The sequence below is a fragment of the Lysinibacillus sp. NPDC095746 genome (assembly GCF_044763535.1).
Lineage (GTDB): Bacteria > Bacillota > Bacilli > Bacillales_A > Planococcaceae > Lysinibacillus.
In genome coordinates, this window is the sequence record NZ_JBIWGL010000044.1 from 17,360 (window position 1) to 33,114 (window position 15,755).

15 protein-coding genes and 1 pseudogene are annotated in these 15,755 nt (G+C 40.6%); 15 read left to right on the top strand and 1 reads right to left on the bottom strand.

Features of this window, described 5'->3' with window-relative positions; all coding sequences use genetic code 11:
* Position 1 precedes the first annotated feature (1 nt).
* The 15 genes from ACIQ7N_RS22010 to ACIQ7N_RS22080 all read left to right on the top strand — a co-directional run bounded on the left by ACIQ7N_RS22010 (position 2) and on the right by ACIQ7N_RS22080 (position 15,049).
* The gene (locus tag ACIQ7N_RS22010; protein WP_132359980.1) at positions 2–661 is read left to right on the top strand and encodes a precorrin-8X methylmutase; all 660 of its coding nucleotides are present in this window, start codon (positions 2–4) and stop codon (positions 659–661) included.
* Positions 661–1,794 (top strand): cobalt-precorrin-5B (C(1))-methyltransferase, encoded by a 1,134-nt coding sequence (locus ACIQ7N_RS22015; protein ID WP_248716315.1) that lies wholly within the window; start codon positions 661–663, stop codon positions 1,792–1,794. Before ACIQ7N_RS22010 ends, ACIQ7N_RS22015 begins: the two co-directional genes overlap by 1 nt.
* A complete protein-coding gene (gene cbiE / locus ACIQ7N_RS22020; RefSeq protein ID WP_402936233.1) occupies positions 1,751–2,971 on the top strand; it encodes a precorrin-6y C5,15-methyltransferase (decarboxylating) subunit CbiE in 1,221 nt (406 codons plus the stop codon). Before ACIQ7N_RS22015 ends, cbiE begins: the two co-directional genes overlap by 44 nt.
* Positions 2,964–3,671 (top strand): precorrin-2 C(20)-methyltransferase, encoded by a 708-nt coding sequence (gene cobI / locus ACIQ7N_RS22025; RefSeq protein ID WP_142507087.1) that lies wholly within the window; start codon positions 2,964–2,966, stop codon positions 3,669–3,671. Before cbiE ends, cobI begins: the two co-directional genes overlap by 8 nt.
* Complete coding sequence (gene cobM, locus ACIQ7N_RS22030) at positions 3,671–4,456, top strand: precorrin-4 C(11)-methyltransferase (RefSeq protein ID WP_402936235.1); 786 nt, start codon at positions 3,671–3,673, stop codon at positions 4,454–4,456. The genes cobI and cobM overlap by 1 nt, the downstream gene beginning before the upstream one ends.
* Positions 4,449–5,570 carry a cobalt-precorrin 5A hydrolase gene (locus ACIQ7N_RS22035; RefSeq protein ID WP_402936236.1) on the top strand — a complete coding sequence of 374 codons (1,122 nt, stop codon included), beginning with the start codon at positions 4,449–4,451 and terminating at the stop codon, positions 5,568–5,570. Before cobM ends, ACIQ7N_RS22035 begins: the two co-directional genes overlap by 8 nt.
* 14 nt (positions 5,571–5,584) lie before the next feature.
* The gene (locus tag ACIQ7N_RS22040) at positions 5,585–6,952 is read left to right on the top strand and encodes a cobyrinic acid a,c-diamide synthase CobB (RefSeq protein WP_402936238.1); all 1,368 of its coding nucleotides are present in this window, start codon (positions 5,585–5,587) and stop codon (positions 6,950–6,952) included.
* Positions 6,945–7,583 (top strand): precorrin-2 dehydrogenase/sirohydrochlorin ferrochelatase family protein, encoded by a 639-nt coding sequence (locus ACIQ7N_RS22045; RefSeq protein ID WP_402936240.1) that lies wholly within the window; start codon positions 6,945–6,947, stop codon positions 7,581–7,583. Before ACIQ7N_RS22040 ends, ACIQ7N_RS22045 begins: the two co-directional genes overlap by 8 nt.
* Positions 7,580–8,347, top strand: a complete 768-nt coding sequence (gene cobA / locus ACIQ7N_RS22050; RefSeq protein WP_402936242.1) for a uroporphyrinogen-III C-methyltransferase — start codon at positions 7,580–7,582, stop codon at positions 8,345–8,347. Before ACIQ7N_RS22045 ends, cobA begins: the two co-directional genes overlap by 4 nt.
* 32 nt (positions 8,348–8,379) lie before the next feature.
* A complete protein-coding gene (locus ACIQ7N_RS22055; protein WP_402936244.1) occupies positions 8,380–8,940 on the top strand; it encodes a nitroreductase family protein in 561 nt (186 codons plus the stop codon).
* Between the two features lie 14 nt (positions 8,941–8,954).
* Positions 8,955–9,491, top strand: a complete 537-nt coding sequence (locus ACIQ7N_RS22060) for a cob(I)yrinic acid a,c-diamide adenosyltransferase (protein ID WP_142507080.1) — start codon at positions 8,955–8,957, stop codon at positions 9,489–9,491.
* Positions 9,492–9,755: 264 nt separating this feature from the next.
* The gene (locus ACIQ7N_RS22065) at positions 9,756–11,255 is read left to right on the top strand and encodes a cobyric acid synthase (protein WP_402936246.1); all 1,500 of its coding nucleotides are present in this window, start codon (positions 9,756–9,758) and stop codon (positions 11,253–11,255) included.
* Complete coding sequence (locus tag ACIQ7N_RS22070; RefSeq protein WP_402936248.1) at positions 11,252–12,088, top strand: class I SAM-dependent methyltransferase; 837 nt, start codon at positions 11,252–11,254, stop codon at positions 12,086–12,088. Before ACIQ7N_RS22065 ends, ACIQ7N_RS22070 begins: the two co-directional genes overlap by 4 nt.
* A 171-nt stretch (positions 12,089–12,259) precedes the next feature.
* Positions 12,260–13,747 (top strand): gamma-mobile-trio recombinase GmtY, encoded by a 1,488-nt coding sequence (gene gmtY / locus ACIQ7N_RS22075; RefSeq protein ID WP_402936250.1) that lies wholly within the window; start codon positions 12,260–12,262, stop codon positions 13,745–13,747.
* A gap of 186 nt (positions 13,748–13,933) precedes the next feature.
* On the top strand, positions 13,934–15,049 hold the full coding sequence (locus ACIQ7N_RS22080) for a VPA1269 family protein (RefSeq protein WP_402936252.1): 1,116 nt from the start codon (positions 13,934–13,936) through the stop codon (positions 15,047–15,049).
* On the opposite strand, the pseudogene ACIQ7N_RS22085 reads toward ACIQ7N_RS22080, so the two are convergent.
* Positions 15,027–15,332: pseudogene (locus tag ACIQ7N_RS22085) on the bottom strand (SMI1/KNR4 family protein); the annotation flags it as partial. The gene ACIQ7N_RS22080 and the pseudogene ACIQ7N_RS22085 sit on opposite strands and share 23 nt — an antisense overlap.
* Positions 15,333–15,755 lie beyond the last annotated feature (423 nt).

Here is a 15,755-nt window from a genome sequence, read left to right on the forward strand (position 1 = left end):
AATGGACTTTAAAACAGATTTCAAACCATTAACAGTAGACCCAGATAAAATTTACGATTACAGTTTCTCTATTATTGCAGAGGAAATGGGCGAGCATAATTTCTCAGAGGATGAGTGGAAAGTTGTACGTCGCATCATTCATGCTTCTGCAGACTTTGAATTAGGGCGTAGCGTAATTATTACACCGGGAGCACTTGAGGCCGGTATTCAATCAATCCTTGCTGGCCGCCATGTTATTGCAGATGTGCAAATGATTGAAAGTGGTTCAGGGAAAAAACGCTTCCAAAAGCATGGTGGCGATTTACACTGTTATATCGCTGATGAAGACGTATCAATTGAGGCGAAAAAACAAAACACAACACGTGCAATTATTTCTATGCAAAAGGCAGCTAAATTACACGAAGGTGGCATTTATGCAATTGGGAATGCCCCAACAGCATTGCTAGAATTAATTCGTTTAATCAAAGAAGGCTTAGCGAAACCAGATTTAATTATCGGTATGCCAGTTGGCTTCGTATCAGCTGCTGAATCGAAGGAAGAGTTATTAAAACTAGAAGGTATTCCGTATATTACAAATGTTGGTCGTAAAGGCGGTAGTACAGTGACGGTTGCCGCATTGAATGCTGTCTCACTTTTAGCGGATGAACAGGCGAAAAAATAATGGAGCGGAAGCCTAAAAAGGATCCTAAAGACATGCGTCACGGTTATACAACGGGGTCCTGTGCAACTGCAGTAACGAAGGCCGCATTACTCGCTTTAATTACAAATGAAGAGCAAGAAACGAGTACGATTCATTTGCCAATTGGACGAGATGCAACCTTTACGATAGAAAAATGTACATTTCAGCATGATGCTGTTAGCTGTGAAACGATTAAAGATGCTGGTGATGATCCGGATGCAACACATAAAGCACTCATTGTTGGCACAGTAAGCTGGTCAGATATACCAGGCATTCATCTGGACGGTGGAGTTGGTGTCGGGCGTGTAACAAAGCCCGGCTTACCAGTACCTGTTGGAGAAGCAGCTATCAATCCTGTACCACGGAAGATGATTCATAGTACTGTACAAGGTGTACTTGATGAATTTCAAATTAAACGAGGCGTTAACGTAGTTATTTCCGTCCCTGAGGGTGAGGAAATTGCGAAAAAAACGTTAAATGGGCGACTTGGTATTATAGGAGGCATCTCTATTTTAGGCACAAGGGGAACCGTCGTGCCTTTTTCGAGTTCTGCCTATATGGCCAGCATCGTCCAAGCAATTAGTGTTGCAAAAGAAGCTGGTTGTAAGCATTTAGTCGTCACGACTGGTGGACGTAGTGAAAAGTATGCGATGGCACAGTACCCGCATTTACCAGAGGAAGCGTTTATAGAAATGGGCGATTTTGTAGGCTTTACATTAAAGCATTGTAAACGACTTGGTATGGAGCAAGTATCGCTTGTTGGGATGATGGGGAAATTCTCGAAGGTAGCACAAGGTGTCATGATGGTGCACTCGAAAAGTGCTCCTATTGATTTTAACTTTTTAGCACAATTAGCAGTGGATATAGGTGCAGATGAAGAAACTATTACGAACGTACGAGAGGCAAACACTGCTTCCCAGGTTGGAGAAATTATGGCAGAAAAGGGCTATGATGCATTCTTCCACCACTTATGTGAAGCTTGCTGTTATTCTTCATTACATCATATTAAAGGCGGATTAACGCTATCCACATCGATTTATTCGATGCAGGGACAATTATTAGGAAGGGCTGATGACATTGCATCGATCGATGAAATTGATTGGGATCGGGGATAACGGGCAAGAAAGCTTACTACCGCAATATGTACAGTGGATTGAAGACTGTGAGGTACTTGTTGGTGGGGAGCGTGTCCTAGAATTTTTCCCGAATTTCACGGGTGAAAAAATGTTAATAAAAGGTGGTCTTTCAGCACTTGTCGAAAGATTATCTGCAGAAACAAGAACTACAGTTATTTTAGCGTCAGGTGATCCATTATTTTACGGAATCGGTGGTTATTTAGCGAAAAAGCTAGACATTGACGTGTATCCATATATGAGCTCTGTGCAGCTTGCTTTTTCAAAGATGGGGGAAAGCTGGCAGGATGCTTATGTTACAAGTATTCATGGGCGTTCCATGAAAGGCTTAGCACAACGCATTGATGGTAAAAAGAAAGTGGCGTTGCTAACAGATGCAGAGAATAATCCGAATGAGTTGGCACGTTATTTAAAGCATTTTGGCATGACAGAATATCGTGCATTTGTGGCAGAAAATTTGCAGGGCACAAACGAAAAATTCGGCTGGTATTCGCTTGATGAATTAGAAGTGACTAATTTTTCTCCGTTAAATGTTGTCATTTTACAGCAAACTTCAGTACCGAAACACTATGCACTTGGTATTGATGATGAAGAATTCTCACAGCGTAAGCCAGACAAAGGGTTGATTACGAAAAAAGAAATTCGTGTCTTAAGTTTACAAGCGATGCAGCTACAAAAGGATAGCGTCGTTTGGGATGTTGGCACATGTACGGGTTCGATGGCCATTGAGGCAGGCAAGCTTGCGCCAGAAGGTCAAATATTTGCCGTGGAGAAAAATGCACCCGATTTAGAAAATTGTCTGCAAAATCAGCAAAAGTTCCGTGTAGATATGACAGCTATTCATAGTAAAGCGCCAGCAGGACTTGAAAACTTCCCTGATCCGGATGCGATTTTTATCGGCGGCACTGGAGGAGAAATGGTGGAGTTATTACAATTGTGTTGTACACGCTTAAAGCCAAATGGTCGTATTGTCCTGAATGCTGCAACAATTGAAAATTTATATAAAGCAGTCGAAGCGTTTAAGTCTTGTGGCTTTGCTGTAGACATATTGCAGGCACAGCTTGCGCGCAGTAAACCAATATTAGATATGACACGTTTTGTCCCATTAAATCCTATTTACATTATTTCTGCATATCGAAAGGAAGAAAATCATGAGTAATCTTGGTATTTTATATGGCTTGGGCGTAGGTCCTGGCGATCCAGAGTTAATTACAGTTAAGGCATTCCGTGTTATTCAAGAATCTCCTGTTATTGCCTATCCGAAAAAACTAAAGGGCAGTAAAAGCTATGCACATCGTATCGTAGATGTCTACATTAACCCAGAAGAAAAAGATATGCTTGGCCTAGTATTTCCAATGACAAAGGATGAGGCTGTATTAGAACGCGAATGGACGAAATCAGTGGAACTTGTCTATGAGAAATTAAAAGAAGGTAAGGACGTCGCATTCGTAACAGAAGGTGACCCATTATTATATAGTACGTTCATCCATATGATGAAGCTTATGCAGGACATGCACCCTAATGTTGAAATCCGAACGGTTCCTGGAATTTCTTCGTTCAATGGTTCAGCATCCCGACTTGGGATTGCGCTAGCAGATGGCGATGACCGTGTTGCCATTGTCCCTGCCCATGATGACTATGATGCTATGCGTGAAGCGATTGAAAGTCACGATGCAGTAGTGTTTATAAAAGTAGCGAAAGTTATTGATTTAATGCTTGAGGTGCTACGCGATTTAGATTTACTTGATAAGGCATCGGTCGTAACAAAAGTAACATCTGACGAGGAAATCATTTGGGATGTACGGGAGCTAGACGGTGTCGATTTAGAATATTTAACGTTAATGGTGGTGCGTAAATAATGAAGAAAATATATATTGTCGGCGCTGGTCCTGGTGATCCAGATTTAATTACAGTAAAAGGTCTACATATGCTACAAACAGCAGACGTTGTCATGTATACAGATTCATTAGTGAATGAGGACCTTATTGCAAAGGCAAGACCAGATGCAGAGGTTATTCGTACAGCAGGTATGCATTTAGAGGAAATGGTAGCGGTCATGGTAGATCGCGTTAATGCAGGTAAAATAGTAGCTCGTATGCATACAGGAGACCCTGCGATGTACGGAGCAATCATGGAACAGGTAGCTCTATTAAAAAAAGAAGGCATTGGCTACGAGGTTATTCCTGGTGTTAGCTCTGTCTTCGCTTCAGCAGCGGCAATAGGGGCAGAATTAACAATTCCTGATTTAACACAAACACTTATTTTAACGCGTGCCGAAGGACGTACACCTGTTCCAGAATTTGAGAAGCTACGTGATTTAGCGAGTCACCACTGTACAATTGCCTTATTCCTGAGCGCAACGCTAACAAAGAAAATAGTAAAAGAATTACAAAATGCTGGCTGGGCCGATGATACACCAGTAGCTGTTATTCAACGAGCTTCTTGGCCAGATCAAAAAATCGTCCGTACAACATTAATTGAACTGGATGAAGCAATGCGTGTCAACGGTATTCGTAAGCATGCGATGATTTTAGCTGGCTGGGCATTAGATCCGACTATTCATGATAAAGATCAATATCGCTCCAAATTATATGATGCTTCCTTTACACATGGCTTTAGAAAAGGTGTGAAAACAAGTGATTGAGTTACAAGAGGGCGTATTGCCAGAAGTTGACCAACGAAATCCTTATGCAGTTGTCGCCATTACAAAGCACGGTGTTCAAATCGGACGTCGCTTGCAGCATACTTTTGCTGCGAGCGACTTATATTACATGAGTAAATTTGAGCAGGGTGATGAAGCTGAAAAGCATATTCAGATGTTTACAGGTACTGTGCGTTTACTGCTGCCAACTCTTTTTAAGCAATATAAAGGCTTAATTTTAATCATCTCACTCGGTGCAGTTGTCCGCATGATAGCACCGATTTTAAAGGATAAAAAGACAGATCCAGGCGTTGTTGTCATTGACGATCGTGGTGAAAACGTAATTAGCGTGTTATCGGGACATTTAGGTGGCGCCAATGAGCTGACACATGAAGTAGCTGCAGCACTTGGAGCAAATCCTATTATTACGACAGCCTCAGATGTACAAAAGACTATTCCGGTTGATTTATTTGGTGCTCGTTTTGGCTGGGTATGGGATAGTGCCGATAAACTGACACCTGTCAGTGCCTCTGTTGTCAATGAGGAGCACGTTGCAATCGTTCAGGAAACGGGGGAACGTGACTGGTGGATGCGTGACACAACGATGCCAGAGCAAATTAAAATTTATCCGTCAACATATGATGCGATTGAAGCGAAACCACATGCGACATTACTCATTACTGACCGCATCATTGACCCAAAAGAAGAAGTGCTTCTAGAAAATGGTGTTATTTATCGACCAAAATCGGTGGTGCTTGGCATGGGCTGTAATCGTGGGACAGCAGTGGAAGAAATTGAGCAGGTCATTGATGAAACCCTTGCAGAGCTGAAGCTTTCGAAAAAAAGTGTGAAAGCGCTATGCACGATTGATTTAAAGAAGGATGAGCAATGTTTCTTAGAAATAACAAAGAAATACGATTGGGAATTTGTAACATATTCACCGGCGGAATTAAATGAAATTGATTTCCCTTCACCATCGGAAACCGTTTTTAAATATACAGGAGCATACGGGGTGAGTGAGCCTGCAGCAATGCGTTATGCGCAGGTGGAGTCACTTGTATTAGAAAAGAAAAAATCGGGCAATGCTACAATCTCTGTTGCTAGATTAACATTTTAAGGAGGAGGAAGCCTATGCAAACGAATCGCTTTGTACTTGCTGGTACTGGTAGTGGAGTTGGTAAAACAACCTTTACCATTGGACTAATGAAAGCGTTACAAGAAAAGGGCAAAATTGTGCAAGGCTTTAAATGTGGTCCCGATTATATTGACCCTACTTATCATACTGCTGTTACAGGACGTGTATCACGTAATATCGATAGTTGGATGTTTTCACATGAAGCAGTGCGAGATATTGTCGCACGCGCAAGTAAAGATGCTGATGTTGCCATTATTGAAGGAGTTATGGGCTTTTATGATGGCAAAAGTCCGCTATCGAATGCTGGCTCTGCAGCAGACATTAGTGTTGTCACAGAGAGCCCCGTTATTTTAATTGTCAATTGTGCAAGTATGGCACGAAGTGTAGCGGCAGTTGTGAAAGGCTTTCAATTGTTGTCGGATCAACCGAATATCGTTGGTGTCATTGCTAACCAAGTCGGAAGTGTCGGTCATTATGAAATAGCGAAGGCTGCTATTGAGCAGGAATGTGGTATTCCTGTCATCGGCTATTTAAAGCGTGAGGAAGGGATTGATATTCCTAGTCGTCATTTAGGACTAGTCCCTGCTATCGAACGAGGGGAACTAGATACATTTTTTGATAAGCTAGGCGCTCTAATGGCTGAGACCATTGATTTAGATCAATTGCTTGCATTAACAAAGGCTCCTGTTCTACATGAATCAGGGCAACTTTTTGATGAACAACCTTCGCAAAATATTTGCATTGCCGTAGCAAAGGATGCAGCTTTTAACTTCTATTATAAAGAGAATTTGGATCTACTATGTGCAAAAGGAGCTGAGCTGCAATTTTTCTCCCCACTTGCAAATGAGCCTGTTCCAGCTGAAGCAGACGGATTGTATATCGGTGGAGGCTTCCCAGAGGAATTTGCAAATATTTTGGCGGACAATTCGGTTGCCAAAAAGTCTATTCGTGAAGCAGTTGCCAAAGGTCTACCAACATTAGCTGAGTGTGGTGGCTTCATGTATTTGACGGAGGCTATTACGAATAGCAATGGTGACCGTTATGATATGGTTGGTGTTATTCCAGGAGAAGTAGCGATGCAAGCGAAGCTAGCGGCTCTCGGTTACCGTGAAATTTCTGGCACACCAAATAATTTTTTAATTGGGTCGGATGAAGAAGCAAAGGGGCATGAATTCCACTATTCAAAATATAGTGGCTCGCATAATACGCCGGCCTATGAAACGAAGGGCCGTTTTGGTAACAAACAAGAGGGCTACCAAGCTGGAAATTTAGTAGCTGGCTATACGCATTTTCATTTCGTATCTAACCCAAAGCTTGTTGACAATTGGTTAACAGCTTGTAAGAAGGTGAAAAATCATGACTAATTATTTTCCTATTCACATCAATATTGAATATAAAACTGTAGTAATTGTTGGAGGGGGACACGTAGCAACACAGAAGATAGCTTCACTGCTTCCAGCTAAAGCTAATATTGTCGTTGTTAGTCCAACTCTAGATGAATCATTACTGCCTCTTGCCGAGTTAGGGCAAATTACGTGGCGTGAAAAAGAATTTGAAGCGCGTGATTTAGATGATGCATCACTCATCATTGCGGCTACAAATGATACGTCAGTAAATGAGGCTGTACAAGAAGCGGCACAACATTGGCAGCTCATCAACCGCGCAGATGCACAGGCTCAAAGCGATTTTATAACGCCAGCAACAGTGCGCCGTGGTCCTTTAGTGTTAACAGTTTCAACGTCAGGTGCTAGTCCTGCATTAGCACGTAAAATAAAAGCTGACCTCGAAGAGCAATTTGATGAGGTTTATGACGACTATGTATGCTTCTTACAGCAGGCACGTTTAATGATTGCGGCTCAGTTTGACAAGGGCCCGCAAAGGCGCAACGCCTTACAAGCATTACTTGAACCGAGCCTACTAGAATGGACACGTAATGGAGAGATTGAGAGACGTGAAGCATTTTTACAACAAATACTGATGGGAGAAGCGCAATGAAAGACGGAATAGTGTATTTAGTTGGAGCTGGACCAGGAGATCCAAAGCTCATTACAGTGTACGGGCTCGAGTGTATTCAAAAGGCTGATGTCATTGCATATGATCGTCTTGTGAATCCGAAATTACTAGAGTTTGCCAAAAAAGATGCCGAACTTGTGTACTGTGGTAAATTACCTGGGAAGCATCATTTCATTCAAGATGAGATTCATACATTACTTGTCGAAAAAGCGCATGAAGGCAAGGTTGTCACACGTTTAAAAGGTGGCGATCCATTTGTTTTTGGTCGTGGTGCAGAAGAAGCGGAAATTTTAAAAAATCATGGTATTGCTTATGAAATTGTACCAGGTATTACAGCTGGAATTGCTGCCCCAGCATATGCGGGCATCCCTGTAACACACCGAGATTTTGCGACAAGTTTTGCGCTTGTAACAGGTCATGGTCGTGATGAAAAAGGACAGGACTTTTTAAATTGGCCCGCACTTGCAACAGGCATCGATACAGTTGCCTTTTATATGAGTGTTGGTAATATTGCTTATATTTCTAGAAAGCTCATCGAAAATGGTCGCAAGGCAACTACTCCAGTCGCCGTTATTGAATGGGGAACAACAGAGCAACAGCGTACCATCACAGGTCAGCTTGATGAAATAGCTAGCATTATTGAACGAGAAGGCTATCATAATCCATCCATGATTGTTGTTGGCGAAGTCGTCAATGTACGCGAGAAAATTCAATGGTTTGAGGAACAGGGACTAGCCTTTACATAAAAACGTATTTAAGCATAAGGAGGAATTACATCATGACAGTAATCGAGGCTTTAAAAAATCGTCGTGCGATTCGCAATTACACGACAAAGCCTATTGAAAAAGAAAAAATCGAGAAAATTTTACAAGCTGCAACTTATGCTCCAAATGACCGTATGCGTGAGCCTTGGCATTTTTATGTTATTCAAGATGATGCGATGAAACGCTACGAGGAAATGGCGAATGCCTATTTGCAAGAGCGATTCCCAACAAAACCAAATTTAGTAGAAAGCTCGTTAAAAGTTGTTCAAACAACGCCTGTGGCCATTGTTGTGACAGCAGATATTGTAGAGGACGATGCTGATGCGACAGCAGATAATGTTTTTGCCGTATGTAGTGCTATTATGTCTATGTGGCTTGCTGCAGAAGAGCTTGGGCTTGGTTTTGTATGGCGTACACGTGGTGTAGGGCTTGTTCATGATCCACGTATGCATGCATTCATTGGCGCAAGTGAATCACAAAAGGTAGTAGGAACGATCTTTATTGGCTACCCAGAAGAACAGGAGCTTAAAGACAAGAAACGTACGTCATTTGAAGAAAAAACAACATGGCTTTAAGGGAGGCATGAAGAATGGCTAGAAAAGGCTTGTTTTTAGTGTACACGGGTGAAGGGAAAGGCAAAACAACTGCTTCTCTTGGTGTCACATTGCGAGCAGTTGGTCGCGGCCTGAATGTACGCTATATGCAATTTATTAAATCACCAGAGCGTACATACGGAGAGCAAATTGCTCTTCGTAAGCTTGGCGTAGAAATGGAGCAAATGGGAATCGGCTTCACTTGGACAAAAACACCAGACGAGCATCGTGCTGCATTAGCAAAAGCATGGGAAAAAACAAAGGCTGCCTTGCAAGACGACAGTATCGATGTACTCGTATTAGACGAGCTCAACAATGCGCTGGCTATAACAAAATTTCCAATCGATGATGTGCTCCCATTAGCCGAAGTCATTGAAGCCATTCAGCAGCGTCCATCTACAATGCATTTAGTCGTAACAGGACGTAGCGCGAATCCAGCGCTAATTGCAATGGCCGATTTAGTATCAACAATCGATGCGACAAAGCATTATTATGATGAAGGCATTCCAGCTGTAAAAGGTCTAGAATTCTAATTAGAGATTCTCACTTTTATGAGAATACCTGTGGAACGTGGCAATACTCGGGCTTCGGAGGAGATACCCACAGAACGGGGGAGAATACCGGAAGCAAGCTGATCCCCGGTATCAAGCTGATCTTCGCACGTTTGTGAAAATGCTAGCAGAACGTATCAGAATATTCCCGCTTTGGAGGGAATATACACGAAAGCAAGAAAAACACACGCGCAAGGACCCTGACTTGCTCCCCTGCTTCAACTATAAAAAAGGAGGGAAAAGACTATGCCAGCAAAATCTATCATGGTTCAAGGAACGGCATCTGATGTAGGAAAAAGTATGATTTGTACTGCGCTATGCCGTATTTTCTCTGATGATGGGCTAAAGGTAGTACCGTTTAAATCACAAAATATGGCCCTTAATTCGTTCGTAACTCAAGACGGCGGAGAAATTGGCCGAGCACAGGGTGTACAAGCAGAGGCAGCACGAGTTGTCGCAACTACGGATATGAATCCTATATTGCTAAAACCAAAGCAGGATATGGTATCGGAAGTAATTGTTCATGGCAAGCATTTTTTAAATATGGACGCCAAAAGCTATCGTAATCAATTCGTACAAGAAGCGATGCCGATCGTTGAAAAATCAGTACGAACTTTACAAAATACATATGATGTCATTGTCCTTGAAGGTGCGGGTAGCCCTGCAGAAATTAATTTGAAAGACCGTGATATAGCAAATATGCGCATGGCCCATCTAGCAGATGCAGCGGTTGTGCTAGTGGCTGATATCGATCGAGGTGGCGTATTTGCATCGATAATTGGCACACTCGCATTACTGGACGATGCAGAACGTGCGCGTGTGAAAGGGCTAATTATAAATAAATTTAGAGGGCTACGAGAATTACTCGATGATGGCATTGAATGGGTAGAACGTGAAACAGGGATACCTGTCCTTGGAGTTATACCATATGTAGATGTTAATATTGAGGCTGAAGACTCGCTAGCATTATCTTCATTACGCTTTAAAAAGCCAAAGCAAGGGGAGTTTGGCGTAGATGTGGCAATGATTCGACTGCCGTGCATTTCAAATTTTACGGATGTTGATCCATTTTTTGATGAGCCAGAGGTTGGTGTGCGTTTAATCGGCAATGTCAAGGAGCTTGGTACGCCCGACTTACTTATACTACCTGGAACAAAAAGTACAATCGATGATTTAGCGTGGCTAAAGGAACAAGGCTTCGATCATGCGATAGCAAATTTACGCGCACGGGGGACAAAGATTATTGGCATTTGCGGTGGCTTCCAAATGCTCGGTGAAACATTACTGGACCCAGATGCAGTAGAAGGTAATGGGGATTCAGCGCGAGGTCTAGAATTATTACCGATGGAAACGGTTTTTGTTGGTGATAAAAAAACAGTGCAAATGACAGGAACAAGAGGCCAGGATACGTTTACTGGCTATGAAATTCATCTTGGACGTACGAAAATTTTACGTGATGAAGCATCCCCATTTTTACAGCTTGCAGATGGGCGAGAAGATGGTGCAGTAAGTGCTGATGAGCAAGTGATCGGAACATATTTCCATGGTTTATTCCATAATCGTACTTTTACACGACAGCTTGTCAATGAAATTCGCGTGAAAAAGGGGCTCGCTGCTTTAGCAAGTGATGTGAAAAGTGACGCAGAACGTAGAGAGGACGCTTACAATATGCTTGCAAAGCATGTGCGTGCTAATCTCGATATGAAAAAAGTATACGAAATTATGGATATAGAGGTACCTGTATGACAAGAAAAGGACCATTAGCTATTAATTATGAGGCGTTATGGCAGGAAGGTATGAAGGACTGGCATGGTCAAATGCCAGAAAGAATGGTCAATGATCAATTAGAGGAGCAGTTTTGGGCGCAGTCAATCGTACGTAAAAAGGCTGGACAAACTGATCCTTATGCTGCAAAAATTTTTCAAGAAATTAAAAAAAGTGTTCAACCTGAGGACTCGGTATTGGAAATTGGTCCAGGTTGGGGAAATTATACGTTTCCACTAGCTGATCATGTGCGAAAGCTAACATGTGTAGATAGCTCAGAAAGTATTCTTAGCTATTTAAAAAATTGCATGGAGGATAAGCAACGCGTTTCCTATATTCATGCAAAATGGGAAAACCTTGCTGAAGATGAAATAGATGCGCACGATATAGTCATAGGTGTCAATTGCTTTTATCGTATGTATGAAATCAAATCAGCACTTTACCATATGAATCGTCTAGCTAAAAAGCGTGCAATTATTGGCATGACAACAGGGCCGATTCAACCTCACTATGAAATTTTATACGAAAAGTATGGCTACGATATTAAATTTCCACGAAGAGATTATATAGAATTTTTAAATTTGCTCTATGAAATGGATATTTATGCAGAGTGCAAAATCATTCCTTTAGAACGAGTGTATGAATATGAAAGCTATGAGCAGCTTATCACAACACAAAGTAAAAAAATAATAAATAACACTTTTAATAGAGAGCATGTTGAAGAATCGATCTTGCCGTTTATGGAGGAAAAGAACGGGCGTTATTATTATCGTCATGATTTCCATGCAGCACTCGTATCATGGGAGCCGAAATAATTATGAGACCTTTGGACAAAACTAGTTATCTAGGGTGAAATATTTATAATCAAACTACTAAAAAGGTATTACATTTTAATGATGTATTACCTTTTTTATTGTAGTTATATGTAAATACCAATGGTATTATATGTAATATTATAATCAAACTATAGGTATAGGAGGATATATATGAGATATGTTCAGGTATCTTCAAAAACATATAGGGATAGTACAGGAAGAAGTATAGACTTTCCTAATCTTCTAGTTAAGTATAATGGAGAGACAATGCTTTTTGAACAATTACACAGATATCAAATAAAGAATCGTAGTAAAAGCAGAACTTGGCATAAGAAGTTAGTACAAGCTGTTGGACTATTGCTTGATTATATGGAAGCTAATCAGAAATATTATTCTTCTCCAAAAGAATTCTTTGATACATTTACGGAGTCTGTTTATTCAGGAACAATAATTGAAGAAGGTTTAGACCCTTCGGGACTTTATTGGTTACCTAAAAGAGTTGAAACAGCGAATATGCTTTTATCTGCCTTAAATGGGTTTTCAGATTGGTTATATGAAGAATATGGAGCTGTTCAATTAAATCCTTGGAGAAAAGCCACAAGATATGAAGAACGACTTAACTGGATGGCACAGATAAACAAAAGTCAGAACTCATTTCTAGGGCATTTAAATGATGTTCATAAAATCGCTGAAACTGCAAAATTAGCTCGCAATGCTGTTAGAAGAAGAAAACCATACTCATCAAAAGGAGATACAAAAGCCTTCCCCGAAAATAAAATACATGAGCTCCTATGGGAAGGGTTTAAGAATACGAGAAAGAACTATGAATTAGACCTTGTTGACCGTTATAACTGGCGTAATATTGCCATTACTATACTGATGCATGGCGGTGGACTTAGGCATAGTGAAGTATTTCATTTATGGGTACAGGACGTCTTCCCTGACCATGAAGACCCAAATCTTGCTGTGGTACGAATCTATCATCCAAGCGAAGGAAGAGCCCCGCAGGATTTCAAGAACCCTACTACTGGTAAATATATAACAGACAGAGAAAGCTATCTGCTGTTAAAATATGGTTTGCTCCCACGCAATATGTATTCCGCACAGGACAAACGATTTGCAGGGTGGAAAGAGCCAAGACTTGATAACGATGAAGATAAATATATGCATGTTTACTGGTTGTCAAAGGAATGGGGATACATCTTTATGTATGTATGGAAAATGTATATGGCAAAAAGGTTAAGAGATGGCATTAAGGATACTCACCCATTTGCCTTTGTCTCACATTCGCCTAAAACACTAGGAGAAATGATGCCACTTAGGACTCGGAGGGAGACACACGAAAAAGCAGTTGAAAAGATTGGTTTGACAGTCGGAAAGAAAGATGGCACTACTCCACACGGACATAGACACGCATATGGTCAAAGACTTAAAAATGCCAATATACCTGACCGCATCAAACAAATTGCAATGCACCACAAATCCATGGAGTCTCAGAAAGTATACACAGAGCCAACAGTTGCAGATGTTACAGCTTCACTAAATAATGCCACTGCTTCTTTGGATAATGGTTGTGTACTTCCAATGCAGACTGAAATTGATGAATGGATGAATGAAGAAACTAAACAGCAGAACAGATACAGATATAGGAGAAAATAAATGGGAAGAATAAGTTATGAGAATGATTTTAAGTATAAAATGATTGAAGAACTTTGCAAAGGCAAATCATCAATGGATATTGAGCGAGAATATGGTGTTAAAGCTCATACTGTTATGAGATGGATCCGAGATTTCATTAAAAACGGAGCTTTTGGTGATAATACATTATCGTCAAAAGAAAATCTGATGCTTGAACAGTTAAAGGAAAAAGCCAGACAAAGAGAACTTGAATTAAGGCAACACGGAACGTCTACTAGTGGAAATTTAGAATGGCTTTTAGAATATGATTCTGATTTACAAGAATGGAATGAATATGCTTCGGAATGGATAAAAACAATTATAAGAAGCAAATCCTTAGCACTTGAATCTCTATCAAACTTCTTTAATAAATATGTTATTCCATATAAGATCACTAGGTCTATACAGGAGTTCATTTCAAAAGAATATGACACCCCAGATTTTTACGAGATTATGTATGCAGAAATGGGATCACAAAAGAACGCTTTATCAAGAGCAAAAAAGATTGTTGAATTTATTGACTGGATTATTGAGGAAAAGTTTTCGGTTGAAGATGATTTAGGAAACAAACTTATTCCAGCAGAATTTAAAAATCCTCTTACAAAATACTTACCAGACTATGTAAAATCATCGCAACGTAATGAATCAGATAAGAATGTTCTGCCTTATAGATACATTAAAGACCTTCGTAATTTACTCTGCCCTTCAAATGCAACCTGCTTTAGAGACTTGAAATTTGCACAAAGTACAGGCGATGTAAGTAGAACAGGTGGTGATTGGTTCATTGTTGATAAGTCTGTTATTAATGAAAATGACACAGACTGTGTTTACAGATGCAGAGTAACTTCCAAGTATAAGCAGAGAGAAAAAGGACTTTCTGAAGAAGTATATGAGATGTGGTTTCCGGGGACTACTGTGTTGCTTTTGACAAAGCTCCTTCTACCTTTAAGAACTTATCAGGTGCGTATGCTTGACAGTGGAGAAATGGATACTTATAAGTATGTGCAGTCTATTCGAAATGTGGCTGGAGAATGGATCAAGAATGATTCACATTTAAGTCAGGGTACAGAAAAAAATCCTTTCGAAAGAGGTGTTCTTCGTAAATTCAAAGACAAAACAACGCAGCTTGAAATGACAGGATTTTTTATCAACACGAATAAAACAGCAGACATCAACAAAGAGGAATCCGATAAAGGTTATGACATTCCTTGGCAGTACGAAGAAGCACAATACTGGCTTGCAAAGCTTAGGGATTGGCAGATGAAGTACGACTCCAAAAGATAACAGGGCACTCGCCATCGTTCATTTGATTGGTATCTAAGCATCTCACAGAACCATCGTTATCTTCTAAAACAATATACTGTAATGGTAGGTCATACTTCTCTCTATACAATTTCGTGTGGTAAACAACGGAAGAATCCGCGGCAGGTTCCTTACAACCATATGTATATATTCCAGCAAGTCCCCCGCTACCATACTGTTTTAAAAACCAATGATAACTCTTCGGGAATGTAATGTTTAGTATTTGTGCTGCTTCTCGAATCGTATCTTCATTTACCCCTCCCATAAAATCGCCATCTTTTTTATATGTGGAAATGATTGAAATAATCTTGTCATTCATTTTTTTATTTCCCTTCTAAATGTTCTCGTGCTCTCATTTTCCAATAGTTATTTCTAAAATTATTATACTGTGTTATCCCGATAAAACAATCTGGCCCGATTGTTGAACACAAGTTAAATAATGCCATTCAATTAACCTGCCCCGTTAGCCAACCATGTAGCGCAAAACCCGCGCTACACCACAGAAAATGAAAGACGATCATGTTCTTTCATGGGAGTTCAATAAAGAAAAAATGAGCTGCATATGCAACTCAATGATCTTCAATTAAAGCACACGTTAGCCATCCATGTAGCGCAAAAACCAGCGCTACACCACAGAAGATGAAAATGTACTCAGAACGGGTATTGTATACTACGGCTGGGAGAGGAA

Coding starts and splice junctions, on each gene's coding strand:
- ACIQ7N_RS22010 (WP_132359980.1), top strand. CDS start 2: ATGGACTTTAAAACAGATTTCAAACCATTAACAGTAGACCCAGATAAA.
- ACIQ7N_RS22015 (WP_248716315.1), top strand. CDS start 661: ATGGAGCGGAAGCCTAAAAAGGATCCTAAAGACATGCGTCACGGTTAT.
- cbiE (WP_402936233.1), top strand. CDS start 1,751: ATGACATTGCATCGATCGATGAAATTGATTGGGATCGGGGATAACGGG.
- cobI (WP_142507087.1), top strand. CDS start 2,964: ATGAGTAATCTTGGTATTTTATATGGCTTGGGCGTAGGTCCTGGCGAT.
- cobM (WP_402936235.1), top strand. CDS start 3,671: ATGAAGAAAATATATATTGTCGGCGCTGGTCCTGGTGATCCAGATTTA.
- ACIQ7N_RS22040 (WP_402936238.1), top strand. CDS start 5,585: ATGCAAACGAATCGCTTTGTACTTGCTGGTACTGGTAGTGGAGTTGGT.
- ACIQ7N_RS22045 (WP_402936240.1), top strand. CDS start 6,945: ATGACTAATTATTTTCCTATTCACATCAATATTGAATATAAAACTGTA.
- cobA (WP_402936242.1), top strand. CDS start 7,580: ATGAAAGACGGAATAGTGTATTTAGTTGGAGCTGGACCAGGAGATCCA.
- ACIQ7N_RS22055 (WP_402936244.1), top strand. CDS start 8,380: ATGACAGTAATCGAGGCTTTAAAAAATCGTCGTGCGATTCGCAATTAC.
- ACIQ7N_RS22060 (WP_142507080.1), top strand. CDS start 8,955: ATGGCTAGAAAAGGCTTGTTTTTAGTGTACACGGGTGAAGGGAAAGGC.
- ACIQ7N_RS22065 (WP_402936246.1), top strand. CDS start 9,756: ATGCCAGCAAAATCTATCATGGTTCAAGGAACGGCATCTGATGTAGGA.
- ACIQ7N_RS22070 (WP_402936248.1), top strand. CDS start 11,252: ATGACAAGAAAAGGACCATTAGCTATTAATTATGAGGCGTTATGGCAG.
- gmtY (WP_402936250.1), top strand. CDS start 12,260: ATGAGATATGTTCAGGTATCTTCAAAAACATATAGGGATAGTACAGGA.
- ACIQ7N_RS22080 (WP_402936252.1), top strand. CDS start 13,934: ATGCTTGAACAGTTAAAGGAAAAAGCCAGACAAAGAGAACTTGAATTA.